The following is a 22,749-nucleotide window of genomic DNA, read 5'->3' as shown; positions in this document are numbered from 1 at the left end:
GCCCGGAGTGACCAACGGTTTCATTGCCGAATTCAAGCTGCTGCGGCAAGTGTCGTTAAAAACTGTATCTCGCTACCGCGCCCACGATCATGAAAGCTCCTGCCCTGCTCCTTCTGCCCTTGCTGCTGTGCGCGCTCAGCGCCTGCGAACAACTGGGCATTGAAGATCCCGCCAAACTGGCAGAAGCCAAAGATGCCGAGGGCAAAGCCATCGGCAGTGCCTGCCGCCACTCGGGCCGCGCCCTGGAGGACTGCTATGAACTGAACAAAGGGGCGCTCAAAGCCTCGGTCTTCGCGGGCTGGAAAGACATGAACGACTACATGGCGGAAAACAAGATCGACAGCGTCAAACCCGAAGTCCCTGCAAGCAAACCGAGCAAACCAGCCGAAGACGAAGCTGATGCAGAAGAGGCCCCGGCGGCCAAAACCACGGCCCGCAAGCGCGCCGTCAAGGCCGACTCAGGTGCCCACTGAATTCGCAAGCGGGGCATTCAGCCAGCGAAGCAAATCCTCGAAAGCCATCGGCCGAGCAAACCCGTAGCCTTGCACCACGGAGCAGCCCTCATGACTCAGCCAATCGATCACTTCCCGGGTTTCGGCGCCCTCGGCCACGACATTGAGCCCCAAGCCGCCGCCCAGAGCGACGATGCTGCGCACGATGGCGGCGTCGCGTGGATTACCGATTACATCAGTAATGAAGCAGCGGTCGATCTTGACCTCATCTACTGGCAGCTCGCGCAGATACGCGAGTGATGAATAGCCGGTGCCGAAATCGTCCAGAGAAATCCGGCAGCCCAAGACGCGCAGCGCATCAAACACGGCACGGGCACGTTGCGGCCGGACGATCAGGATCGTTTCCGTCACCTCGATCACCAACTGGGCTGGACTGACGCCCCAGGTGTGAGTCAGCTGCACTACGCGCTCGGGCAGATCCACGTCGTAAAAATCAGTCGCGGTCAGATTGATCGCCACGCGCAGAGAATGCCCGGCCTGCGTCAGCGCCGCCAGCACGCGGCAAGCCTCGGCAATCAGCCAGTCGCACAATCGCGGCAGCAGGCCCAGACGCTCAGCCATGGCAATCAGACGCGGCGGCGCAATCCACTCGCCGGCCGCGCTGCGCCAACGCAACAAGGCCTCGACGGCGATACAGGCTTCATCGTGCAAACGCACCTGCGGCTGGTAATGCAGCAAGAGCGCATTAGTCTGCAAAGCCCGCGCGAATTCCAGCCCCAGCGCCTGATCGTCACACGCCTCGCCCGAAGCCGCTTCAGACAAGAGAAAAGCCTCGCCCTGCGCACGCGCCTGCGCCAGCGCCGTGCGCGCCGCGGCCAGCAACGCCGGGGCTGACTGAGCGCGCTCGGGCGCCAGCGCCGCGCCCACGCAGATCGCGCTCTGCTGCGCGCCAAAGTGCTGCGCCAGCACGCCCGCACAAGCGCTTGACAGCGCCTGCGCGGCCAGCGGCAATTGCGCGGCCGAATGCACGCCGGGCATCAGCAACAGCCAGTCGCGCGTGGAGACTTGCAACAACCAGTCCGCCGGGCGCAAGCGCGCCGCCACGGCTTGCGCCAGTTCGACTTGCCACTGGCGGTGCGCCGAACAGGGCAATTCCAGGAATTCCGGCAGGCCGAGCATGAGCACGCCGGTTTGCGCACCCGGCTCGGCTGCGCGCAGGATTTCTTCCAGCGCAGCCAAGGAATCGCTGCCTAGATTGCTTTGACGCAGCAATTCGCAGGCTCGCCCCGCGGCATGCAGCGCCCATTGCTGTGCGACGGCCAGGCTTTGAGGCGCCACCGCAGCACGCGCGAGTTCCGCCAACCAGGCTTGCAAACCCTGCGCAGCAAGCGCGGCCGGTGCGCCACCGAGCAGGGCCACCCGCCAGGCACGCTCGAAATCCGTCAGCCCACGCGCGCCAGCTCCGCTCAAGCCGGCAATGGCGTCAGACAGGGGCTGCAAGTCAAGCTCGCCTGCCTCACCAAGCTCCACCTGCATGGACCGAAGAACCGCACCGGACATGGCCTGCAGGGCAGCACCCTCCGAGATAGACTCCAGCAAAGGGTCTTCAGCACTATCTGGACAAGAGGCAAGCCCAGAGCGGCTCATACGAGATAGAACTCCTGCGGATCAATCCCGTACGCATCGGGCGGCAAACCGCGCAGGATACTGTAGGGGCTGCCATCTGCAGCCAACGGTTCATACAACAGATCCAGCATTTGCGGATAAGCCAGCGCAGCCTTGTCGGCCTGCAGCAAAACCATGACGCGCGGTTTGAGCCGGCGCACACGGTTCTGCGCCACCACCACGCCGACCTCGCCGGTATGCAGTTCGACCAGCGCACCAATCGGATAAAGCCCGACACACTGCACGAACTGGTCCAGTACATGCGCGCTGAAATGCAGCTCGCGCGTTTTGAGCAGGATTTCCAGCGCCTTCTGGCTGGACAAGGTCGGCGCATACTGGCGCTGGCGGATCATGGCGCAATAACAATCCACAATGCCGGCCATCTCGCCATACAGACCAATCGCATCGCCACTCAAACCATTCGGATAGCCGCTGCCATCGCGCCGTTCGTGATGCCGGCTAACCACCGCGAGCAATTGCGGATCGGGCTGACTGCATTCGTGCAGGATGGCGATGGAGTGATCAACGTGGCGCCGATACTCCTCAAACTCGCGCTCGCTGAGCTCACCCTCCTTGTTCTGCAGGTCTTCCGGCAAATGCAGACGCCCGACGTCCAGCACCAGCCCCGCCATGCCGAGCAACTGCAACTCGGCTTCACGCATGCCCAAGCTGTTGCCGAACACCATCAGGTGCACGCTGGCGTCCAGTGCACGCTGATAAGCGTGTTCGCTGCCCACCCGCAAGCGCGCCATCCACATCAGCGCATCCGGATTACGCATCACGCTGCGCACCATGTCGTGCACGGCGACTTCCGCCTGATGCAGATCGACGGCAGAACCTGCCTTGATGTCGCGCAAAACCTGCTCCACCGCGCGTTCGGCCGCATCAAAAGCAGGCGCGCTGGCCAGCAGCTCCAGCTCCAGCGGCACATCGCCGCCATCGGCCGCCAAGGCCCGCGCCTCGCGCCCGGCGCCCAGCAACTCCATCTGGATATCGTCGGCATCACCGCTCCCACGACGGCGCAGGCGACGCAAAAAAGCCATGAAATCGAGGCGGGCGCGCTGCACTTCCTCTTGCACGAAGGCCGGCAAATACTTATGCACGCGCCGCGATGCCGGCTTGCGCACGGCAAACTCAACGCCGACCGAACGCAAGGGATCAACCCGCACGAAGCTGCACAGCTCTCGCAACAGGACGATTTGCCGGCGCTCCTCAATCAGAAAACCTTGCAACAGAAAAGGTGTGCCCAGCCAGGGGCGATCCAGATCGGCGACAAACATGCCACAGCACAAATCGTCAGTAGCAACGATCTGCATGGCTGAAACACCTGGATTTTCTGGATTCATTCGTTGGTTATCGGCAATTGCAGCTAGTTCTCAATCCTACACAAAAGAACGCCCCGCAAACCATGGCCCTGAGGGCAAACACAAACGATAACGGCCTTGCGGGGCAATTTGCCCCAAAGCGGCGGAATTGGGGCAATTCTTCAGCCCTGTTTCCAGCCTGCCCTTGCCAGCCATCGGGCATGCTTCTAACTTGAAGAAATCACGGCGGCACGAGGGCAAAAACATGTCGGCAATCATCAGCATCATCGGCGCCAAGGGCGGCACCGGAAAAACCACCCTCTCGCACCTGCTGTGCCACGGGCTGGGTTTGCTCGGCAAACGTGCCGTCTGCGTGATGACCGATGACTGCCGCGAAATGCCGCCACACGGCAGCCAGCCTTACGTTTTCGCGGATGGGCGCAATGCTCAGGCGCGCACCCAGATCATCGCCACCCTGCGTGAACGCACTGGCTGGATCGGCGTAATTGATGGTGGCGCCAATCGTATCGAAACGGATTCAGAGCTGTATCAGGCAGCAGATCTGGTGTTGCTGCCATTTCGGGACTCACAGGAAGACCTGCGCGTGATGTACCGGGATCTGGAGCGCCTGCCGCGCGCCCTCGCCCTGCCCTCGCAATGGCCCAGCAACCCCTGGCAATACCAGGCCGCGCTGCGCCTCCTCGAGTCGGTGCCGGCAGAGCTGCAGAGCCGGATACTGGCGCCGGTCTTCGCGGTTTCCTCATCCAAACTGCTGCTGCAAACCCCGCAACCGGAGAGTTTGCCCACGCCGGTCAATAAACTCAGCCGCGCCTTCGCCCGCTACACATTGCAACTGCTCGAGCACGGAGTGGCCAGCGTTAGCGCTCCACAAACCGCGCTCGGCGCATCCCGCCGCATGCAAAACCTGATTGATACGCGCGCAGCGCAGGCTTGCCACACAACGTAATTACATGGCGCCGCGAGCGATCAAGCGAAGGATTCATGGGGCAGTGGGCAAGGCTGGTAACATGCGCCTCTGCCATATTGCTGTGAACCACCACGATGTCTGCTACCGCCAAGGGCTTGATCCTCCTGTGCCGCCCCGGTTTTGAACCTGAATGCTCCGCTGAAGCTGATGTGTTGGCCAAACGCGCCGGCATCAGCGGCAAGCCGCGCACCGAAACCAACTCGGGCTGCGTCCATTACGTTTTTGACGAGATTTTTGACTGGAAGCTGGCGCAAGACGCCACCCCCTTCCACGCCCTGGTGTTCGCGCGTCAGCGCAGCGTGTGGGTCGAACGCCTCTCCGACCTGCCCACCGAAGACCGCGCCACGCCGCTGATCGAGGCTATTGAAGCGCTGGGTGTACAGATCGGACGCATCGAAGCGGAAACAGCCGACACCAACGAAGCCAAGACCTTGGGTGGCTTCCTCAAACGCTTCATCCCGCACATCGAACGGGCGCTCAGCGCGCGCCGCATCCTGCGCAACAAAGCCGACCTGCCGACGCTGCACCTGTACTTCAAGGACTCCAGCCAGATTGATCTGGGCCTTTCCGATCCCGGCAACGCCTCACCTTGGCCAATGGGCATCGCCCGCCTGCGCATGCCGCGCAACGCACCGAGCCGCTCGACCCTGAAGCTGGCCGAAGCCTTCGACGCTCTGATGACCGAGGATGAGCGCGTGCAAAGCCTGCGCGCCGGTCTCTATGCCGTCGATCTGGGCGCTGCGCCAGGCGGCTGGAGCTTCCAGTTTGCCGAGCGCGGCCTGCATGTCTTCGCCGTCGATAACGGTCCGCTGGCCGATGCTCTGATCCAGACCGGCATGGTCGAACATGTGAAAGCCGACGGTTTCAACTGGCGCGCACCGCGCAAACAAGTTGAATGGCTGGTCTGCGATATGGTCGAGCAACCAGGTCGCATCGCTCAGCTGGTCGCCGACTGGGTCGCCACCGGACGCTGCAAGCGAGCCATCTTCAATCTCAAATTGCCCATGAAAAAGCGCTTCGACGAACTCAAGCGCTGCCGCCAGCTCATCGATTCGCGCTTCAAGGTGCACGGTGACAGTTACGTGCTGCGCATCCGCCAGCTCTATCACGACCGCGAAGAAGTCACGGCCTATCTGGCCAAGATCCACCCGCACACCCTGCCGTCGGACAAGCAATCCGGCCGATAAATCCCAGAGACGGTTATACTGTCTTGTTTTCCTTCAATAAATTCCGCGCAGCCCAAAGCTCGCGGCACACGCCAAACACATGAGTTTTGCTGAACTGGGGCTAAGCCCCGAACTGTTGCGCGCCGTCACCGAAGCCGGCTACACCGAGCCCACGCCCATTCAGGCGCAGGCCATTCCGGTCATTCTGGCCGGCAAGGACATCATGGGCGGCGCCCAGACCGGCACCGGCAAGACGGCAGGCTTCACGCTGCCGCTGCTGCAGCGCCTGCTGCCCTACGCCAGCGCCAGCACCTCGCCCGCCAAACATCCGGTCCGCGCCCTGATCATCGCACCAACCCGCGAACTGGCCGTGCAGGTACACCAGTCGGTCGTAACCTACAGCAAATACGTTCCGCTGCGCTCCACCTGCATCTACGGTGGTGTGGACATGAAGGCGCAGGTTGCCGAACTCAAGCGTGGCATCGAGATCGTCGTCGCCACGCCGGGTCGCCTGCTGGATCACGTCGAACAAAAAACCATCCTGCTGCAGAACGTCGAATTCCTGATCCTCGACGAAGCCGACCGCATGCTGGACATGGGCTTCATTCCGGACATCCGCCGCATCCTCAATCTGCTGCCGGCTCAACGCCAGAGCCTGCTGTTCTCGGCGACCTTCTCGGACGAAATCAAGAAACTCGCCGACAGCATGCTGCGCGCACCGCAACTGATAGAAGTCGCCCGCCGCAATGCCGTATCGGAAAACATCCGCCATTTGGTTCACCCGGTTTCCAGTCATGTGAAGCGCGACCTGCTCGCCGACCTGCTGAATGCCGGCGCCGATGGTCTGGGCCAGACTCTGGTTTTCGTGAACACCAAATTTGGCTGTGCCCGCCTGGCCCTGCACCTGAAAAAAGAAGGTATCTCGGCTGACGCCATCCACGGCGACAAGAGCCAACTGGAGCGCTCTGCCGCACTGGAAGCTTTCAAATCCGGCGCCATCCGCGTACTGGTCGCGACCGACGTGGCCGCGCGCGGTCTGGACGTGGATGACCTGCCCTATGTCGTGAATTTCGAAATCCCCGGTACGCCGGAAGATTACGTGCACCGCATCGGCCGTACCGGTCGCGCCGGCAAGCTGGGCGCTGCGGTTTCGCTGGTTGCACCGGAAGAGAACTACAAGCTGGCGGCCATCGAAAAACTCATCAAATTCAAGATCCCGCAAGAGCTGGTCACCGGCTATGGCCCGGAAACATCGGTCGATGACCTGCGCCGCTTCCGCAACACCCATAACCGGCCCAAGCGCCAGGTTGATGCCGACGGTTTCGATTTCAACCGTCCCTACGCCAGCGCAGACGAACTCAAGCCGGCAGCTCGCCCCCAGTCGAGGCCATCGCAATCCAGTCGCCCCCCAGCACGGCCAGCGGCCAAGCGCCAGATCGCGGCTGACGGTTTCGACTTCAGCGCACCTTACGCCAGCAACAAAGCGCCAGAGGCGCCCAAGGCAGCTGGCGAAACGCCAACCGAGAGCAAGCGGCCGCGCACCACCGCCTTCCTGCTTGGCGGTGCGCGTAAAGCGGACTGAATTTGCTGAGGCTGAACGTAAAAGAGCGCCGGAATCGGCGCTCTTTTACGTTCAGTGACCTGCATAAGCTTACTTTGCGGCAGGCACCACACCCTTGACCGTAGCCCCCGCCTTGATGCCCTTGGCCTTGAACCAACCCTGATTCATTTCCAGCGCATAGCGAATCGGCTTGGCTGCGCAATGGCTGGTCTCATTCATGGGCTGCATGTCAGCCAGATTGACGATCTGGCCAGCTTCGTCGATGAAGGCAATCGACAAGGGCAGCAAAGTGTTTTTCATCCAGAAACAATAGGTCTGAGGCTGCTCGAAGACGAAGAGCATGCCGGCCTGCTGCGGCATGCTCTTGCGGTTCATCAGCCCGAGCTCACGTGCCGGTTGGGTCGCGGCCACCTCGGCCTGGATCCGGTACATGCCAATCGACAGATCGACCGTCTTGGGCGTCTGTGCAATTACGGAGAACGAAAAGGCGGTCAGCACGACAGCCTGCACACTGCGGAATTTCATGAAAAGCTTTCTGCTTGGAGTTGCCCGGATTCTACCGGGCAATCCTGTCCGGCATCTGAAGCGGCTGAGGAAGTGTTGCTCAGGCGAGACGCCACTGCCCAGGCAATAAACCGTTCAGCCGATAGTCACCAATCGACACCCGGATCAAGCGCAGCGTTGGCAAACCCACTTTGGCGGTCATCCTCCGCACCTGCCTGTTTTTTCCCTCGCGCAATTCAATCCGCAACCAGCTGGTGGGAATGCTCTTGCGCTCGCGAATAGGGGGATCGCGCGGCCACAGCCAGTCAGGTTCGCCTACCTGTTCGGCACGACACGGCTGCGTGACGAAATCGCCCAGATCAAGCCGCCCGCAGAGGCGCGCCAGTGCTTGCTCTTCAGGCATGCCTTCAACCTGCGCCAGATACACCTTGGCTTGCTTGTGACGCGGATCGGCGAGCCGGTGCTGCAGCGCGCCATCATCGGTTAGCAGCAGCAAACCTTCACTATCCGCATCCAGACGACCAGCGGCATATACGCCTTTTTCACTCACGCAATCCGCGAGCGTGCGCTGACCCGGCTCGCCAGTGAACTGGCTGAGCACACCAAAAGGTTTGTTGAGAAGAAGGATGCGGCTCATAAAAGGAAAACCAAAACAAAAGGCCCGCCAGGTTCTGACGGGCCTTCGTGCTGCTCGAAAAAATCGAACAGCCGGATCAGGCGCGCTGAATGTTCGAAGCCTGCTTGCCCTTGGGGCCTTGCGTCGGCTCGAACGAAACTTTATCGCCTTCTTTGAGCGACTTGAAGCCGTTCATGTTGATGGCGGAAAAATGCGCAAACAAATCCTCGCTACCGTCGTCCGGCGTAATGAAGCCGAAACCCTTAGCGTCGTTGAACCACTTTACTGTACCCGTTGCCATACCTTCTACCTCTTCCTCTGGTTTATCTGTCTCGTCTCCCGCTTGCGCAGGTTTACTTCTTGGCATGCCCGACGTTGCCGCCAATGCCATGTTGCCTATTGCACCATGACAGAGCACTCTCGGCTTTTACGCCTTAGCACCCCAACCGTCAATAGACCTTACCTGCGGCGTTGGCATGAATACGACAAGCGCACTTCAGACTGCAACCAAGCCTCTTTCAGGCACGTCGATTGCTTCGAAAAACGGCATACACCCCGGCGTTTTCGCCCCAGACCGGGGCGCATCCGATCAGCACTTGAGAACGCCGGAACAGACACCATTTTCAAGCTCAAGAATGGAACTTGATGTATGGGGCGGAGTCATTAGAATGGGGTTCATGGCTATTCGAAAACAACATGAAACAACGCTTGAAGCAGAGCGCACTAAACTTCAAGCACCACCGATGTTCAAGGTTCTGCTGTTGAATGACGATTACACCCCCATGGACTTCGTAATCAATGTGCTGCAGAACTTTTTCAGCATGGATCGCGAGCAGGCAACGCGTGTAATGCTGGCCGTGCATCGTGAAGGCAAAGGCGTTTGCGGGATTTTCCCGCGTGATGTAGCAGCAACCAAAGTCGAGCAGGTCGGCAATTTTGCACGTCAGAACCAGCATCCGCTGGCGTGCGTGATGGAGGAAGCGTAATGATTGCCCAGGAACTGGAAGTAAGCCTGCACATGGCCTTTGTCGAAGCCCGGCAAAAACGCCACGAGTTCATTACCGTGGAACACCTGCTGCTCGCGCTGCTGGACAACCCGTCTGCCGCCGAGGTGCTGCGCGCCTGCGCGGCCAACGTGGATGAACTGCGCCGCGAACTGACGAAATTCATCAACGAGCACACCCCTACGGTTTCCGGCGAAGAAGAAATCGACACCCAACCGACGCTGGGCTTTCAGCGCGTGATCCAGCGCGCAATCCTGCACGTTCAATCTTCTGGCAAAAAAGAAGTGAATGGCGCGAATGTGCTGGTCGCCATCTTCGGCGAGAAAGATTCGCACGCCGTCTTCTTCCTGCAGCGTCAGGGTATCTCGCGTCTGGATGTGGTTAATTTCATCTCGCACGGCGTCGCCAAGGCAGCGCCTGTGCCGGGCACTCCAGCGGAAAAAAAAGCCGGCGAAGGTGAAGGCGGCGAACAAGGCGAAGGTGAGGCTGCCGGCGCTGGTGGTGCGCTGGAGGCTTACACTCAGAACCTCAACCAGCAAGCCTTGATGGGCAAGATCGACCCCCTGATCGGCCGCGACAAGGAGCTGGAGCGCGTGATCCAGACCCTGTGCCGTCGGCGCAAGAACAATCCGCTGCTGGTCGGCGAGGCTGGCGTAGGCAAGACCGCGATTGCGGAAGGTCTGGCGCGCCACATCGTTGAAGGCCGCGTGCCCGAAATTCTGGCAGAAGCCCAGGTCTATGCACTGGATATGGGCGCCCTGCTGGCTGGCACGAAATACCGTGGCGACTTTGAGCAACGCCTCAAGGCGGTGCTCAAACAATTGCTCGACAATCAGAATGCGATCCTCTTCATCGACGAGATCCACACCCTGATCGGCGCGGGCGCCGCCTCGGGCGGCACGCTGGATGCCTCCAATTTGCTCAAGCCGGCGCTGTCTTCCGGTCAGCTCAAATGCATCGGCGCGACCACCTACACAGAATTCCGCAGCATTTTCGAGAAGGATCACGCCCTGTCACGGCGCTTCCAGAAAGTCGACGTGAGCGAGCCCTCGATCCCCGAAACCATCGAGATCCTCAAGGGACTCAAGAGCCGTTTCGAGGAGCATCACGGCATCAAGTATTCGGCCGCCGCCATCATCAGCGCAGCCGAACTATCGGCCCGCTACATCAACGACCGTCATCTGCCCGATAAAGCCATCGACGTGATCGACGAGGCCGGTGCAGCCCAACGCATCCTGCCCAAGAGCAAGCAGAAGAAGACCATCGGCAAGGGCGACATTGAGGACATCGTCGCCCGCATCGCACGCATCCCACCGCGCTCGGTATCCAACGACGACCGCGCGGCGCTAGCTACGCTGGATCGCGATCTGAAGAACCTGGTGTTCGGTCAGGAAGCTGCCATCGATGCGCTAGCCAAGGCCATCAAGATGAGCCGCTCCGGTCTGGGCAACCCGGCCAAGCCGATCGGCAGCTTCCTGTTCTCCGGCCCCACCGGCGTCGGCAAGACCGAAGTCGCCCGCCAGCTTGCCTACACGCTGGGCATCGAACTGGTGCGCTTCGACATGTCCGAGTACATGGAACGTCACGCCGTCAGTCGCCTGATCGGCGCGCCACCGGGCTATGTCGGCTTTGATCAGGGCGGACTGCTCACCGAGGCGGTCACCAAGAAGCCGCATTGCGTGCTGCTGCTTGATGAAATCGAAAAAGCTCATCCGGACATCTACAACATCCTGTTGCAGGTGATGGACCACGGCAAGCTGACCGACAACAACGGCCGCGAAGCCGACCTGCGCAACGTGATCATCATCATGACCACCAACGCCGGTCAGGACGCCCTGCAAAAAGGTACGATGGGCTTCACCAACAGCCGCGAAGCCGGCGACGAGATGGTCGAAATCAAGCGCCTGTTCACGCCGGAATTCCGCAACCGTCTGGATGCCGTCGTGTCCTTCAAGCCGCTGGATCGCGAAGTCATCATGCGTGTAGTGGAAAAATTCCTGATGCAACTGGAAGGCCAACTCCAGGAGAAGAAGGTCGAGGTGAATTTCACCGACGCCCTCAAGGCCTGGCTGGCCGAAAAAGGCTTCGATCCACTGATGGGCGCACGCCCGATGGCACGCCTGATTCAGGACACCATCCGCTCCGCCCTGGCCGACGAACTGCTGTTCGGGCGTCTTGCCCACGGCGGCAAGGTGACGATCGATATCAATGTCGAGGGCAAAGTCGCCCTGCATTTCGACGAGGAAGAAGTCCACGCCTGATCACCGGCACATCAGACAAAGGCCGCGCAATGCGGCCTTTGTTATTTCTGCAACACCTGCCTGAAGAGCCGCGCCCAGCGGGCTTCTTCAGCACGCCTGTCTGCACAGTGCCGCGGGGAGCGGGTAACTGCAGCTTCCGGGCTCAACTGCGCGGCATTCCCATTTGCACCGCACCCGCAGCGGGCGGGCCTTCGCCATTCCGTCCCCGCTCGATATAGACACCGACACGGCGCACGTTGCGCAACACGCCAGGTTTGGCAATCGACACGCGCACCCAGGGCGCATTGAATTCCTCAAACATCAAAGCCACGACAAACTCACCAAGTGTTTCAAGCAAATTGAATTGGCGCTGGGCCAGCACTTCGCGAATTCTGTCGACAACCAGGTCATAACTGATCGTGTCCGCGATATCATCGCGCTCGGCCGCTGCATCGGGCACGCCGAAGGTCATGTTGATTTCCAGCGGCTGGGACGCGATGCGCTCGCGCGGATAAATCCCGACGTGTGCATCGACCAGCATGCCTTCGATAAATATGAAATCCATGAATAACCAACCCGGCCCTGGGCCCTTGAAGAAATGTCGCTGATTCTACCCTTGCTGCTTGCCGCCTACCTGATTGGTAGCATCCCGTTTGCCGTGGTCGTAAGCCGCGCCATGGGCCTGTCCGACCCGCGCAGCTTCGGCTCCGGCAATCCCGGCGCCACCAACGTGCTGCGCAGCGGCAACAAAACCGCTGCGCTGCTGACCCTGCTGGGAGACGCTGCCAAGGGCGGACTGGTGGTGTGGGCGGCGCGCGCCTTTGCACCGGAATTGAAGCTGGATGGCACAGCGCTGGCACTGATTGCCGTTGCGGTATTCCTCGGTCACGTTTTTTCAGTCTTCCTGCGCGGCAAGGGCGGCAAAGGGGTCGCCACCGCCGCTGGCGTGCTGCTGGGGATCAATCCTTTGCTGGGGGGCGCGGTGCTGCTGGTGTGGCTGGCAACGGCGCTGATCAGCCGTTACTCATCGGCCGCAGCAGTCACCGCCGCCATTGCCGCACCGGCCCTGACCCGCTGGATCACCGGCTCGGAGTACTGGACCGTGGGCGTGATGGCCATGGTGACCGTGCTGATCTGGCGCCACAAGGACAACATCCGCCGGCTGCTGAAGGGCGAGGAGAGCAAGATCGGCAGCAAGAAGGTGGCTGCGCCGAGCGAACCGGGCAACTGAACCTGGCCCGAACAGCTCCTTCCCCTTTCAAGGGGGAGGGCGCCGTTCAGCAAGCCTTGAAAAGGCGCGCGCAGTCTGGGTCTCCAGACTGCCTGTCGCAAGACCCAATCCTGACGCAGCTCTTCAGGCATCCAGCCCCAAAACCACGTTTTCATAGGGCCGACTTCTGTCGGCCAACCACGCGTGGCGTGCGACTGAAGTCGGCCCTACAAAAGCACGCCGCCAGCCCCCTCAAGCCCCGATCTCGGCCAGCGGCCAGCGCGGGCGGATCGCAAACGCGCCCTCGACGCTCGGCACCGCCTTGCCCGCCTGCACGCGCATGGCACAGGCAAAGGCGATCATCGCGCCGTTGTCCGAGCAGTATTCCAACTCCGGGAAGAACACATTGCCGCCGCGCTTGCTGATCTCTTTGGTCAGCCGCTCGCGCAGGCGCGTGTTCGCCCCGACGCCACCCGCCACGACCAGCTGCGACAAGCCTGTCTGCAGCAGCGCAGCGCGGGCCTTGGCGCACAGCACATCGACCACCGCCTCCTGAAACTCGGCAGCCAGGTCGGGAATCTGCTCGGCCGAGAAATCCGGCTTTTTCGTGGCAGTCAGCACGGCCGTCTTCAGGCCGCTGAAACTGAACATCAAATCCCCGGAGTGCAGCATCGGCCGCGGCAGCTTGAACTTGCCGGCCACGCCCTGCCCAGCCAGCTTCGACAAGATCGGCCCGCCGGGATAAGGCAGGCCGAGCAGCTTGGCGGTCTTGTCAAAAGCCTCGCCGGCGGCATCATCCACGCTCTCGCCCAGCAATTCGTAATCCCCCACCGCACCGACGCGCATCAACTGGGTATGCCCGCCCGACACCAGCAAGGCCACAAAGGGAAAGGCCGGCGGCGTGACCGAGAGCATCGGCGAGAGCAAATGCCCTTCCAGATGGTGAATCGGAATCGCCGGAATATTCAGGGCCAGCGCCAGCGACTCGCCGACAGCGGCCCCCACCAGCAACGCACCGGCGAGACCGGGGCCAGTCGTGTAACCAATCGCATCCAGCTCCTGCAGGGTGCATCCGCCTGCCTGCATCGTTTCGCGGATCAGGGGCACGATGCGCCGGACATGATCGCGTGAAGCCAGCTCCGGCACCACGCCGCCGTAAGCCGCATGCAGATCAATCTGTGAAAACAGGCGGTGCGCCAGCAGGCCACGCTGCGTGCACACCAGGCCAATACCGGTTTCGTCACACGAGCTTTCAATGCCAAGAACGAGTTGGGGCTTCATCATCTGACCAATTTTATCGCATCGCGTCACCTTGCCTCGAACAAGATGCTTGGAATTTTTCAAACTTGCGGATAGACTGGCGAGCTCTTCTCACCGTTTTCCCGCAAGGATCAAAGAATGTCTGGTGTACGCTTAAAAGAAAATGAACCGTTTGAAGTTGCCATCCGCCGCTTCAAGCGCACCATCGAAAAGGCTGGCACGCTGACCGAACTGCGCGCTCGTGAGTCTTACGAAAAGCCCACAACGGAACGCAAGCGCAAGAAGGCTGCGGCCGTGAAGCGTCTGCACAAGCGTCTGCGCAGCCAGACCCTGCCGCCGAAGATGTATTGATCGGCTGGGTGCCGCACGCGGCACTCTCGCAAAAGCATTAGAAGCAAAACCCGGAGCCCTCGAGGGCGGCCGGGTTTTTGTGTTGACGCCACAGGAGATTCAACATGAGCTTGAAAGAACGCATTGCCGAGGACATGAAGGCCGCCATGCGCGCCAAAGAAACCGCCAAGCTTGGCGCAATCCGTCTGCTGATGGCCGCCATGAAGCAACGCGAAGTCGATGAGCGCATCACGCTCGACGACGCTGCCATCATTGCCATTACGGACAAGCAGCTCAAGCAGCGTCGCGACTCGCTGAGCCAATATGAAGCGGCTGGCCGCGCGGACCTGGCGGACGTCGAACGCTACGAAATCGAAGTGCTATCCGCCTATATGCCCGCCGGTCTGTCGGAAGCCGAGATCGATGCCGCAATTCAAGCCTCGATCACCGAAACCGGCGCCACTGGCCCGGCCGACATGGGCAAGCTGATGGCCGCACTCAAGCCCAAACTGGCTGGTCGTGCCGACATGGGCGCCGTCTCGGCCAAGCTCAAGATCGCACTAGCCAAGTGAGCATGACACGCGGGCGCGGCGCGCCCGCGCTGCGCCTCACCCCTCACTCCTCACTCCTTACGAATCGATGATCCCCGAGTCATTCATTCAGGATGTACTGGCACGCACCGATATCGTCGGCCTGATCGAACGCTATGTGCCGCTCAAAAAGGGCGGCGCCAACTACATGGCGTGCTGCCCGTTTCATAACGAGAAAAGCCCCTCCTTCAGCGTCAGCCCGACCAAGCAGTTCTATCACTGCTTCGGCTGCGGCGCGCACGGCACCGCCATCGGCTTCCTGATGGAATACAGCGGCATGTCCTTTCCGGAGGCGATCAAGGACCTGGCCCAGCAGGCCGGTCTGAAAATCCCGGAAGATGATGCGCCACAAGTGGATCGCGCCCAGCTCAGCACCTTGCTTGAGGCCATGACGCGCGCCACACGCTTTTACCGCGACCAGCTCAAGCAGGCACCTGCAGCCATCGAATACCTGAAAAAACGCGGCCTGACCGGCGAAATCGCCTCGCGCTTCGGCATCGGCTACGCGCCTGACGACTGGCAAGGCCTGCATCAGGTTTTTACGAACGATTACGACAACGCGCCCTTGCTCGAAGCCGGCCTGGTGATCCAGAACGACGCCGGGCGCCGCTACGATCGTTTCCGTGACCGGGTGATGTTCCCCATCCTCGATCAACGCGGCAACATCATCGGTTTTGGCGGACGCGTCATCGGTCAGGGCGAACCCAAATACCTGAACTCGCCGGAAACGCCGCTCTTCGAAAAAGGCCGCGAACTCTACGGCCTGTTTCAGGCGCGTCAGGCGATCCGCGAAAGCGGTGTCGTAGTCGTGGTTGAGGGCTATATGGACGTCGTGGCACTGGCGCAATACGGTTTCAACAGCGCCGTCGCCACGCTGGGCACGGCCACTACCGCTACGCACATCCAGAAACTGTTCCGCCAGTCCGAAAAAGTCGTCTTCTGCTTCGATGGCGACAAGGCCGGCCGCAAAGCCGCACGACGCGCACTGGAAACCTGTCTGGATCAACTCGCCGATGATCGCGAAGTCCGCTTCCTGTTCCTGCCCACCGAACACGATCCGGACAGCTTCGTGCGCGAACAGGGCCTGGAAGCCTTTCACCGCGCCATCCACGACGCCCTGCCACTGTCTGAATTCCTGCTGCGCGAACTGCGCGGCGAGCTGAATCTGGCAACCGCAGAGGATCGCGCCAAGCTCGTCCATGAAGCCAAGGCACTGATTCCGAAGATCTCGGCACCCGTGCTGCAACTGCAAACGATCCGCATGCTGGCGCAAGACGTCGACATGAGCCCGGACGAAGTCTCACACGCACTGGGGATTCGCATCGTTACGCGCAGCAAGGCCGCCCCGCGCCCCACCAGCCGCCGCACCGCGCCAGCCGGCCCCATGCGCCAACTCCTGCGCCTGCTGAGCAGCCGCCCCGAGCTGATCGAAAGACTGCCTGCCGACATGCTGGAGCTTGCTGGCGACAGCCCCGAAACCGGCCTTTTGCAAAGCTTCATGGACGCTCACGCCACCAAGGGCTTCAACTCCTCCACCGTCACCGCGCTTTTCCAGATGACGCAGGATGAAACGCAAAAGAACATCCTTGCTGAACTGCTGAAAGCCTCAGAAGAAGAGGATCGCGCAAAAGACAAGGCCGACAAGGACGAGCAGGCCAAAGAAGATCAGGCCCAAGCGGCTCGCGAGGAACTCGACGGCCACATCGCCAATCTACGCATCGCAGTAATCGACCATGACGTTGCCGCCTTGCAGCAACGACTGGCACAAGGCGAGGCTTTGAGCACTGAAGAAAAGAGCCGTTTCGTGACGCTTCCTGCGCAGAAACAGGCGCTTAGAGCTGGACAAAAGACCCGTTAATCGTCTAAAATTTGCGGTTACCCAGAATTAATCTGCCCTTGAACCGAGGACCCTGATGGCCAAGGAAACAGCAAAAGAAGTGCGCAAAGATCTCCCTAAAGCAAAGGCTGGGCGGGCCAAAGACAAGAAAGAATTGCCCATCGAGATCGCGCCATCGGATAACAGCAACGATGCTGAAGTCCGCCGCACGCGCCTGAAAAACCTGATCGCCCTGGGCAAGGAGCGCGGCTACCTCACGTACGCCGAGATCAACGACCACCTGCCGGACGACCTCGTCGACGCCGAGCAGATCGAATCGATCATCTCCACCTTCAACGACATGGGTATCCGTGTCTTTGACGTGGCGCCAGCCGCTGAAGATCTGCTGCTCTCGGACAACGTCGCCACCGCTTCGGTCGATGAAGCCGCTGAAGAAGAGGCCGAACAGGCCCTGTCTGCAGTGGACTCCGACTTTGGCCGCACCACTGACCCGGTGCGCATGTATATGCGCGAAATGGGTACGGTCGAGCTGCTGACCCGCGAAGGGGAAATCGAGATTGCCAAGCGTATTGAGGAAGGCCTCAAGCACATGGTGATCGCCATCTCCGCCTGCCCTGCCACCATGGGCGAGATCCTGGGCATGGCCGACAAGGTCGCCCGCGACGAGATGCGCATCGAAGAACTGGTCGATGGTTTGATCGACCCCAATGCCGTCGTCGCCGCAGCCGCTGAGCCCGCCGAACTCGAAGAAGAGGACGACGAAGCGGAAGCCGAGGAACTGGACGAAGAAGAGGCTGCTGCAGCCACTTCAGCCGCTGCCACGGCCACCTTGCTCAAGCTCAAGATGGACGCACTGGAGCGCTTTGAAACCATTCGCGCGCTCTTCGACAAGATGATGCCGGTGCTGATCAAAAAAGGTCCGCACGACAAGGCTTGCGAAAAGCTGCATGAGCAAATCAGCTCCGAGCTGATGAACTTCCGCTTCACCGCACGCCAGATTGAAAACCTGTGCGACGGCGTACGCCACATGGTTGAAAACGTGCGCAAGCACGAGCGCAAGGTCCTGGAGCTTTGCGTCGAACGCGCTGGCATGACTCGCCCGCACTTCATCAAGGTATTTCCTGGCAACGAAACCAATCTCGATTGGCTGAAAACGGAAATCGGCAGCGGCGCTGCCTATGCCACCACTCTGATGCGCCTGCAGCCGGCCATTCTGGAAGAGCAGCAAAAACTCATCGACCTGCAGAATCACATCCAGATCTCGCTCCGCGATCTTAAAGAGATCAACAAGCAGATGAGCACCGGCGAGGCCAAGATGCGCCGTGCCAAGCGCGAGATGACCGAAGCCAATCTGCGTCTCGTGATCTCGATCGCCAAGAAATACACCAACCGTGGCCTGCAGTTCCTCGATCTGATCCAGGAAGGCAACATCGGCTTGATGAAGGCGGTGGACAAGTTTGAATACCGTCGCGGCTATAAATTCTCGACCTACGCCACTTGGTGGATTCGTCAGGCCATCACGCGTTCGATCGCCGATCAGGCACGCACCATCCGTATCCCGGTGCACATGATCGAGACGATCAACAAGATGAACCGCATCTCGCGCCAGATCCTGCAGGAAACTGGCGCCGAGCCGGATCCCGCAACCCTGGCGATCAAGATGGAGATGCCGGAAGAGAAGATTCGCAAGATCATGAAGATTTCCAAGGAGCCCATCTCCATGGAAACCCCGATCGGCGACGACGACGATTCCCATCTGGGCGATTTCATCGAGGACACCTCCACTCTGGCTCCGGCCGAGGCAGCGTTGTACTCCTCGCTGAAGGACACCACCAAGGAAATCCTCGACTCGCTCACACCGCGCGAAGCGAAGGTATTGCGCATGCGTTTCGGCATCGAAATGAATACCGACCACACGCTGGAAGAAGTCGGCAAGCAGTTCGACGTCACCCGCGAGCGCATCCGTCAGATCGAAGCCAAGGCGCTGCGCAAGCTGCGCCATCCGAGCCGCTCCGAGAAGCTGCGCAGCTTCCTCGACGGCGAGGGCTGATAACGGCTTACCCGCTCACCTGCCAGGCCTGTTCACAGGCCTGTGCAGCGGGCCGCTAGCTCATGCTTGGTTAGAGCAGTAGACTCATAATCTATTGGTGCCGTGTTCGACTCACGGGCGGCCCACCAAAACAAAAAAGCCCGACTCGCAAGGTCGGGCTTTTTTTACGTCTGCTCGCAAACTATCTCGCTATTTTTTCAACGTCAGCGCGTAATCATAGAGCGCGTTTTTCGCCACGCCCGTGATCTCGGCGGCCAGCTTGGCGGCGCTTTTCAGCGGCAATTCGGCAAGCAGCAGCTTCAGGACACGCTCGGCGTCGGGCGGAATGCCTTCGGCTTGCGGTGCGGGGCCGAGAAGGATGACGAATTCGCCGCGCTGGCGGTTCGGGTCGGCCTTGATCCATTCCAGAGCCTCGCTCAGCGGCATGCGAGCAATCTGTTCGAAGAGCTTGGTCAGTTCGCGGCCGAAGACGATTTCTCGCACCGGCTCCAGCACGGCAGCCAGATCCTCGACGGTTTCGAGCACGCGATGCGGGGCCTCGTAGAACACCAGCGCCGCATTCAGCCCGCGCAGGCTTTCCAGCACGGCTTTACGGGCAGTCGTCTTGTTGGGCAGGAAACCGACGAAGTGAAAGTGTGGCGTACTCAGACCCGAAGCGGACAATGCGGCAATCGCGGCACACGGGCCGGGCACCGGCAGCACCGCATAGCCGGCATCCTGCACGCGGGCGACCAGACGTGCGCCGGGATCGGAGACCGCCGGAGTCCCGGCATCGGTGATCAGGGCGACGTGCTGGCCGGCTTCGAGCAGGGCGATGATGCGCGTAGCGCCTTCCTGCTCGTTATGTTCGTGCAGCGCAAGCAGGCGCGGCTTGATGCCGTGCGCATCGAGCAGGCGCATGCTGTGACGCGTGTCCTCCGCAGCAACGGTGCCGACGGCCTTGAGCACGGCCAGCGCGCGCAGAGTGATGTCTTGCCGGTTACCCAGCGGAGTGGCGACCACATACAATGCAGGCGAGGCGTGTAACGGATTTTCTTCGGACAACAGGATAGCCATGGGCAAGTGGGGCGCGAGGTTCAGAAAGATGCTCGATTGTGTGCTGCAGAGCCGCGCCCCGCAAGCCTCTGCAAGCACCCAAGCTGAAGGTGCCCGTGCAGAGCGGCTCGCCGAGCAGCATCTGGTCAAGCACGGAGCCCGCATCCTGAGCCGCAATGCGCGCTACAAAGGAGGCGAGATCGATCTGATTGGCCTGCATCAGGGCAGCGTGATTTTCGTGGAGGTGCGTCTGCGCAAGGATCAGAGCTTTGGCGGCGCAGCAGCCAGCATTACACCCACAAAACAGCGCCGCATCATCCTCGCTGCCCGGCTCTGGCTGCAAGGCGAAGGCCGTGCCTACCGCCAACACCCCTGCCGCTTCGACGCGGTGCTGCTCGATGCGCTGGACGAGCAGCGCGTAGAGTGGCTGCAGGCGGCCTTTCCCGAGCAGGTACGCTGAAGTGGCCCGCCAGTGGCTGATCTTCAGCCTGCTCCTGTTCGCAACTCAAGCCTGGGCGGACGGCCCGCGCCTGATCATCCAGCGGGCGCCGCTAGCCGGATTTACTTACCACGCGGCCGGCGCATTGTGGTCGCAGCTGCGCGAAGGCGATGCGCTCACACTGGTACGTGAAGCGGCCAATCCGCACGACAATCTGGCTGTGCGCGTGGATTGGCAGGGGCAGGCGCTTGGCTATCTGGCGCGCACCGACAACGGCGCGGTGGCCCGTGCGCTGGATCGCGGCACGGTCCTGCAGGCGCGGATCAGCCGCCTGCGCGAACATGCCAACCCGCGCCAGCGCATCGAGGTGGAGGTCTCGGCCCAGCTCACCCAGACACCAAGGCCTTGATCCTGCGCAAAAATCCCGGTGCTCACGTTGCTGAGGCGGCCTATCAGAAGTGCCAGCCACCATAGATTCGGGTAAACTCGAAGCACACATTGCGCGGCCTGCTACACTGCCGGATTCGGTTTTTGCTGCTGAAACCGGAATGTGCCTCAGGCGCCACTGGTCACCAGACAGCCCCTTCCCCTCGGCGAACGGGCTTTTTCAATCTCGGGAGAATTACAGAATGAGCAATCCTTTTGATCTGACGGGCAAGGTTGCCCTCGTCACCGGCGGCGCCCAGGGTATCGGCGCTGCAATCTCGGCCAAGCTGGCTGAAGCCGGCGCCAACGTTATCTGTGCTGACTTTGCACCGATGACGGCCGAATCCACCGCTGCCATGGAAGCTGCTGTCGCCAAGACCGGCGGCAAGTTCTGGTATCTGAAAGCCAACCTGACCGAAAAAGGCGCTCCGCAGCGCGTGATCGACGAAGCCGTCGCAATGGCCGGTCAAGTCGACATCCTCGCCAACGTGGCCGGCACGATCCGCCGCGCTCCGTTCCTCGAGCACACCGAAGAAGACTTCGACTTCGTCATGCAGATCAATCTGTATGCGCCGATGTATCTGTCGCAAGCTTTCTGCCGCCACGTTGTGGGCCGCGAAGGCAAGGGTCGCATCATCAACATCTGCTCGATGCTGTCCTATCAAGGCGGCATCCTGGTTCCGGGCTACACCGCTTCCAAGCATGGCATCGCCGGTATCACCAAGCTGATCGCCAACGAAATGGGCACCCGCGGCATCAACTGTAACGGCATCGCTCCGGGCTACATCGCAACGGCCAACACCGCTCCGATCCGCGCTGACGAAGCCCGCAACAAGGCTATCCTGGACCGCATCCCGCTGGGCTACTGGGGTCAACCGGAAGACCTGGCCGGCACCGCCGTGTTCCTGGCTTCCGAAGCTTCCAGCTACCTGAACGGCACCATCATCAACGTTGATGGCGGCTGGCAGGCTCGCTGATCATTGCTCACGCTGATCCGGTCACGAATCAGCAGCATTGATGGCGTACAAAACCCCCTCCGAGTGATCGGCGGGGGTTTTCTTTTGAACCTCTCGTTTACAATCCGCTCTCAAGAAGCAGACATCCCCCAGAGGCACCCATGACTTTCAAGGTATTCATCGACGGCCGCCACGGCACCACCGGTCTCAAGATCGACGAGCGGCTCGCAGCACGCAATGATGTCGAGATCCTCACGATCCCGGAAGACAAGCGCAAAGACCCGACCGTCAAGGCCGAATACATCAATGCGGCGGATGTCGTATTCCTGTGCCTGCCGGATGCGGCGTCCAAGGAGTCCGTCGCCCTGCTCGCCCCCGGCAATACCCGCACGCATTTTCTGGATGCCAGCACCGCGCACCGCACCAATCCAGACTGGGTCTATGGCCTGCCGGAACTGCATGGCCAGCGCGAGCGCATCCGCACGTCCCAACGTATCGCCGTGCCTGGCTGTCACGCCAGCGGCTTCATCCTGAGCGTCGCTCCGCTGGTCGCGGCAGGTCTGGTGCCGACTGACTATCCGCTCACCTGCAGCTCGCTCACCGGCTACACAGGTGGCGGCAAGGAGATGATTGCGGACTACGAAACCCCGGCAGCACTGCCACAGAACATGCTCTCGCCACGCATCTACGCGCTGGGTCTGGCCCACAAACACCTGCCGGAAATGAAGGCGCTAACGGGTATTGCTCATGCGCCGGTATTCAGCCCGGTGGTCGGCCCGTTTGCGCAAGGCATGCTGGTTTCGGTGCCGCTGCTGACACGTCTGCTGCCAGGCGTCACGCCTGAATCAATCCACGCTTACTTGAGCGAGTACTACGCGGGTGAAGCCTGCGTGAAAGTCATGCCCTTGGGCGGTGGCGATGCGCCGGAAGCCGGCTTCCTGCCCGCAACCACGTGTAACGACACCAATCGCGCCGAACTCTTCGTCTTCGGCAATGCCGAACAGATCCTGCTTGTGGCGCGTTTCGACAACCTCGGCAAGGGCGCTTCGGGTGCGGCCATCCAGTGCATGAATATCGTCTTGGGCTGCGACGAACTCGCCGGCTTGCGGGCATAAG

The 22,749-nt window shown here is 61.0% G+C and carries 23 protein-coding genes and 1 tRNA gene; 16 read left to right on the top strand and 8 right to left on the bottom strand.

Going from position 1 to position 22,749, the window contains the following annotated elements; translation table 11 throughout:
• Positions 1-89: 89 nt before the first annotated feature.
• The gene (locus ABXR19_RS16255; protein WP_354602197.1) at positions 90-473 is read left to right on the top strand and encodes a hypothetical protein; all 384 of its coding nucleotides are present in this window, start codon (positions 90-92) and stop codon (positions 471-473) included.
• Here ABXR19_RS16255 and ABXR19_RS16250 read toward each other — a convergent pair.
• Complete coding sequence (locus ABXR19_RS16250; RefSeq protein ID WP_354602196.1) at positions 459-1,952, bottom strand: EAL domain-containing protein; 1,494 nt, start codon at positions 1,950-1,952, stop codon at positions 459-461. The two genes, ABXR19_RS16255 and ABXR19_RS16250, sit on opposite strands and share 15 nt — an antisense overlap.
• A gap of 143 nt (positions 1,953-2,095) precedes the next feature.
• Complete coding sequence (locus ABXR19_RS16245) at positions 2,096-3,433, bottom strand: HD-GYP domain-containing protein (RefSeq protein WP_354602195.1); 1,338 nt, start codon at positions 3,431-3,433, stop codon at positions 2,096-2,098.
• A 253-nt stretch (positions 3,434-3,686) separates the two neighbouring features.
• On the opposite strand from ABXR19_RS16245, the gene ABXR19_RS16240 reads away from it, so the two are divergent.
• The 3 genes from ABXR19_RS16240 (at position 3,687) to ABXR19_RS16230 (ending at position 7,157) form a co-directional block, all read left to right on the top strand.
• A complete protein-coding gene (locus tag ABXR19_RS16240) occupies positions 3,687-4,388 on the top strand; it encodes a ParA family partition ATPase (RefSeq protein WP_354602194.1) in 702 nt (233 codons plus the stop codon).
• A 95-nt stretch (positions 4,389-4,483) separates the two neighbouring features.
• Entirely contained in the window at positions 4,484-5,596 is a 1,113-nt protein-coding gene (gene rlmM / locus ABXR19_RS16235; protein ID WP_354602193.1) for a 23S rRNA (cytidine(2498)-2'-O)-methyltransferase RlmM, read from the top strand.
• 79 nt (positions 5,597-5,675) lie between these two features.
• Entirely contained in the window at positions 5,676-7,157 is a 1,482-nt protein-coding gene (locus ABXR19_RS16230; RefSeq protein WP_354602192.1) for a DEAD/DEAH box helicase, read from the top strand.
• Between the two features lie 69 nt (positions 7,158-7,226).
• On the opposite strand, the gene ABXR19_RS16225 is transcribed toward ABXR19_RS16230, so the two are convergent.
• The 3 genes from ABXR19_RS16225 to ABXR19_RS16215 all read right to left on the bottom strand — a co-directional run bounded on the left by ABXR19_RS16225 (position 7,227) and on the right by ABXR19_RS16215 (position 8,557).
• Positions 7,227-7,661, bottom strand: a complete 435-nt coding sequence (locus tag ABXR19_RS16225) for a DUF192 domain-containing protein (protein WP_354602191.1) — start codon at positions 7,659-7,661, stop codon at positions 7,227-7,229.
• A gap of 79 nt (positions 7,662-7,740) precedes the next feature.
• A complete protein-coding gene (locus ABXR19_RS16220) occupies positions 7,741-8,277 on the bottom strand; it encodes a pseudouridine synthase (RefSeq protein ID WP_354602190.1) in 537 nt (178 codons plus the stop codon).
• A gap of 76 nt (positions 8,278-8,353) precedes the next feature.
• The gene (locus tag ABXR19_RS16215) at positions 8,354-8,557 is read right to left on the bottom strand and encodes a cold-shock protein (protein WP_354602228.1); all 204 of its coding nucleotides are present in this window, start codon (positions 8,555-8,557) and stop codon (positions 8,354-8,356) included.
• 376 nt (positions 8,558-8,933) lie between these two features.
• On the opposite strand from ABXR19_RS16215, the gene clpS reads away from it, so the two are divergent.
• Together clpS and clpA are read left to right on the top strand one after the other, a co-directional pair.
• Positions 8,934-9,242: an ATP-dependent Clp protease adapter ClpS gene (clpS, locus tag ABXR19_RS16210; protein ID WP_354602227.1), complete on the top strand. Its 309-nt coding sequence runs from the start codon at positions 8,934-8,936 to the stop codon at positions 9,240-9,242.
• On the top strand, positions 9,242-11,521 hold the full coding sequence (gene clpA, locus ABXR19_RS16205) for an ATP-dependent Clp protease ATP-binding subunit ClpA (protein WP_354602189.1): 2,280 nt from the start codon (positions 9,242-9,244) through the stop codon (positions 11,519-11,521). The genes clpS and clpA overlap by 1 nt, the downstream gene beginning before the upstream one ends.
• 142 nt (positions 11,522-11,663) lie before the next feature.
• Here the strand turns inward: clpA and ABXR19_RS16200 are convergent, their stop codons facing one another.
• A complete protein-coding gene (locus tag ABXR19_RS16200; RefSeq protein WP_354602188.1) occupies positions 11,664-12,065 on the bottom strand; it encodes a dihydroneopterin aldolase in 402 nt (133 codons plus the stop codon).
• A gap of 33 nt (positions 12,066-12,098) precedes the next feature.
• Between ABXR19_RS16200 and plsY the strand changes: the two genes are divergently transcribed.
• On the top strand, positions 12,099-12,731 hold the full coding sequence (plsY, locus tag ABXR19_RS16195) for a glycerol-3-phosphate 1-O-acyltransferase PlsY (protein WP_354602187.1): 633 nt from the start codon (positions 12,099-12,101) through the stop codon (positions 12,729-12,731).
• Positions 12,732-12,962: 231 nt separating this feature from the next.
• On the opposite strand, the gene tsaD is transcribed toward plsY, so the two are convergent.
• The gene (gene tsaD / locus ABXR19_RS16190; protein ID WP_354602186.1) at positions 12,963-13,994 is read right to left on the bottom strand and encodes a tRNA (adenosine(37)-N6)-threonylcarbamoyltransferase complex transferase subunit TsaD; all 1,032 of its coding nucleotides are present in this window, start codon (positions 13,992-13,994) and stop codon (positions 12,963-12,965) included.
• A gap of 114 nt (positions 13,995-14,108) precedes the next feature.
• On the opposite strand from tsaD, the gene rpsU reads away from it, so the two are divergent.
• The 5 genes from rpsU to ABXR19_RS16165 all read left to right on the top strand — a co-directional run bounded on the left by rpsU (position 14,109) and on the right by ABXR19_RS16165 (position 18,905).
• Positions 14,109-14,321, top strand: a complete 213-nt coding sequence (gene rpsU, locus ABXR19_RS16185) for a 30S ribosomal protein S21 (RefSeq protein WP_354602185.1) — start codon at positions 14,109-14,111, stop codon at positions 14,319-14,321.
• Positions 14,322-14,425: 104 nt separating this feature from the next.
• A complete protein-coding gene (locus ABXR19_RS16180) occupies positions 14,426-14,872 on the top strand; it encodes a GatB/YqeY domain-containing protein (RefSeq protein WP_354602184.1) in 447 nt (148 codons plus the stop codon).
• Positions 14,873-14,939: 67 nt separating this feature from the next.
• Positions 14,940-16,748 (top strand): DNA primase, encoded by a 1,809-nt coding sequence (gene dnaG / locus ABXR19_RS16175; RefSeq protein WP_354602183.1) that lies wholly within the window; start codon positions 14,940-14,942, stop codon positions 16,746-16,748.
• 55 nt (positions 16,749-16,803) lie between these two features.
• Positions 16,804-18,777, top strand: a complete 1,974-nt coding sequence (gene rpoD, locus ABXR19_RS16170) for an RNA polymerase sigma factor RpoD (protein ID WP_354602182.1) — start codon at positions 16,804-16,806, stop codon at positions 18,775-18,777.
• A 49-nt stretch (positions 18,778-18,826) separates the two neighbouring features.
• Positions 18,827-18,905 (top strand) — tRNA-Ile (locus ABXR19_RS16165).
• 61 nt (positions 18,906-18,966) lie between these two features.
• On the opposite strand, the gene rsmI is transcribed toward ABXR19_RS16165, so the two are convergent.
• Entirely contained in the window at positions 18,967-19,833 is an 867-nt protein-coding gene (gene rsmI, locus ABXR19_RS16160) for a 16S rRNA (cytidine(1402)-2'-O)-methyltransferase (RefSeq protein WP_354602181.1), read from the bottom strand.
• A gap of 28 nt (positions 19,834-19,861) precedes the next feature.
• Here rsmI and ABXR19_RS16155 point away from each other — a divergent pair, with 28 nt between their 5' ends.
• From ABXR19_RS16155 to argC, 4 genes are all read left to right on the top strand, one after another.
• A complete protein-coding gene (locus tag ABXR19_RS16155; protein WP_354602180.1) occupies positions 19,862-20,272 on the top strand; it encodes a YraN family protein in 411 nt (136 codons plus the stop codon).
• Between the two features lies 1 nt (position 20,273).
• Positions 20,274-20,660 carry an HIRAN domain-containing protein gene (locus ABXR19_RS16150; protein ID WP_354602179.1) on the top strand — a complete coding sequence of 129 codons (387 nt, stop codon included), beginning with the start codon at positions 20,274-20,276 and terminating at the stop codon, positions 20,658-20,660.
• Positions 20,661-20,880: 220 nt separating this feature from the next.
• Positions 20,881-21,654 carry an SDR family oxidoreductase gene (locus ABXR19_RS16145; RefSeq protein WP_354602178.1) on the top strand — a complete coding sequence of 258 codons (774 nt, stop codon included), beginning with the start codon at positions 20,881-20,883 and terminating at the stop codon, positions 21,652-21,654.
• Between the two features lie 140 nt (positions 21,655-21,794).
• Positions 21,795-22,748 (top strand): N-acetyl-gamma-glutamyl-phosphate reductase, encoded by a 954-nt coding sequence (gene argC / locus ABXR19_RS16140; protein WP_354602177.1) that lies wholly within the window; start codon positions 21,795-21,797, stop codon positions 22,746-22,748.
• Position 22,749 lies beyond the last annotated feature (1 nt).

Source organism: Uliginosibacterium flavum (assembly GCF_040566545.1).
GTDB lineage: Bacteria > Pseudomonadota > Gammaproteobacteria > Burkholderiales > Rhodocyclaceae > Uliginosibacterium > Uliginosibacterium flavum.
Note: the sequence above shows the minus strand (reverse complement) of the source record. Positions and strands in the feature narration are given on the sequence as shown.

What these genes read in the sequence shown, in the direction of transcription:
- clpS (WP_354602227.1), top strand. Translation starts at nt 8,934, where the DNA reads ATGGCTATTCGAAAACAACATGAAACAACGCTTGAAGCAGAGCGCACT.
- ABXR19_RS16215 (WP_354602228.1), bottom strand. Translation starts at nt 8,557, where the DNA reads ATGGCAACGGGTACAGTAAAGTGGTTCAACGACGCTAAGGGTTTCGGC.
- ABXR19_RS16230 (WP_354602192.1), top strand. Translation starts at nt 5,676, where the DNA reads ATGAGTTTTGCTGAACTGGGGCTAAGCCCCGAACTGTTGCGCGCCGTC.
- ABXR19_RS16180 (WP_354602184.1), top strand. Translation starts at nt 14,426, where the DNA reads ATGAGCTTGAAAGAACGCATTGCCGAGGACATGAAGGCCGCCATGCGC.
- ABXR19_RS16145 (WP_354602178.1), top strand. Translation starts at nt 20,881, where the DNA reads ATGAGCAATCCTTTTGATCTGACGGGCAAGGTTGCCCTCGTCACCGGC.
- clpA (WP_354602189.1), top strand. Translation starts at nt 9,242, where the DNA reads ATGATTGCCCAGGAACTGGAAGTAAGCCTGCACATGGCCTTTGTCGAA.
- ABXR19_RS16255 (WP_354602197.1), top strand. Translation starts at nt 90, where the DNA reads ATGAAAGCTCCTGCCCTGCTCCTTCTGCCCTTGCTGCTGTGCGCGCTC.
- ABXR19_RS16200 (WP_354602188.1), bottom strand. Translation starts at nt 12,065, where the DNA reads ATGGATTTCATATTTATCGAAGGCATGCTGGTCGATGCACACGTCGGG.
- ABXR19_RS16155 (WP_354602180.1), top strand. Translation starts at nt 19,862, where the DNA reads ATGCTCGATTGTGTGCTGCAGAGCCGCGCCCCGCAAGCCTCTGCAAGC.
- rlmM (WP_354602193.1), top strand. Translation starts at nt 4,484, where the DNA reads ATGTCTGCTACCGCCAAGGGCTTGATCCTCCTGTGCCGCCCCGGTTTT.
- argC (WP_354602177.1), top strand. Translation starts at nt 21,795, where the DNA reads ATGACTTTCAAGGTATTCATCGACGGCCGCCACGGCACCACCGGTCTC.
- ABXR19_RS16220 (WP_354602190.1), bottom strand. Translation starts at nt 8,277, where the DNA reads ATGAGCCGCATCCTTCTTCTCAACAAACCTTTTGGTGTGCTCAGCCAG.
- ABXR19_RS16245 (WP_354602195.1), bottom strand. Translation starts at nt 3,433, where the DNA reads ATGCAGATCGTTGCTACTGACGATTTGTGCTGTGGCATGTTTGTCGCC.
- plsY (WP_354602187.1), top strand. Translation starts at nt 12,099, where the DNA reads ATGTCGCTGATTCTACCCTTGCTGCTTGCCGCCTACCTGATTGGTAGC.
- rpsU (WP_354602185.1), top strand. Translation starts at nt 14,109, where the DNA reads ATGTCTGGTGTACGCTTAAAAGAAAATGAACCGTTTGAAGTTGCCATC.
- rsmI (WP_354602181.1), bottom strand. Translation starts at nt 19,833, where the DNA reads ATGGCTATCCTGTTGTCCGAAGAAAATCCGTTACACGCCTCGCCTGCA.
- tsaD (WP_354602186.1), bottom strand. Translation starts at nt 13,994, where the DNA reads ATGATGAAGCCCCAACTCGTTCTTGGCATTGAAAGCTCGTGTGACGAA.
- ABXR19_RS16240 (WP_354602194.1), top strand. Translation starts at nt 3,687, where the DNA reads ATGTCGGCAATCATCAGCATCATCGGCGCCAAGGGCGGCACCGGAAAA.
- rpoD (WP_354602182.1), top strand. Translation starts at nt 16,804, where the DNA reads ATGGCCAAGGAAACAGCAAAAGAAGTGCGCAAAGATCTCCCTAAAGCA.
- ABXR19_RS16225 (WP_354602191.1), bottom strand. Translation starts at nt 7,661, where the DNA reads ATGAAATTCCGCAGTGTGCAGGCTGTCGTGCTGACCGCCTTTTCGTTC.
- dnaG (WP_354602183.1), top strand. Translation starts at nt 14,940, where the DNA reads ATGATCCCCGAGTCATTCATTCAGGATGTACTGGCACGCACCGATATC.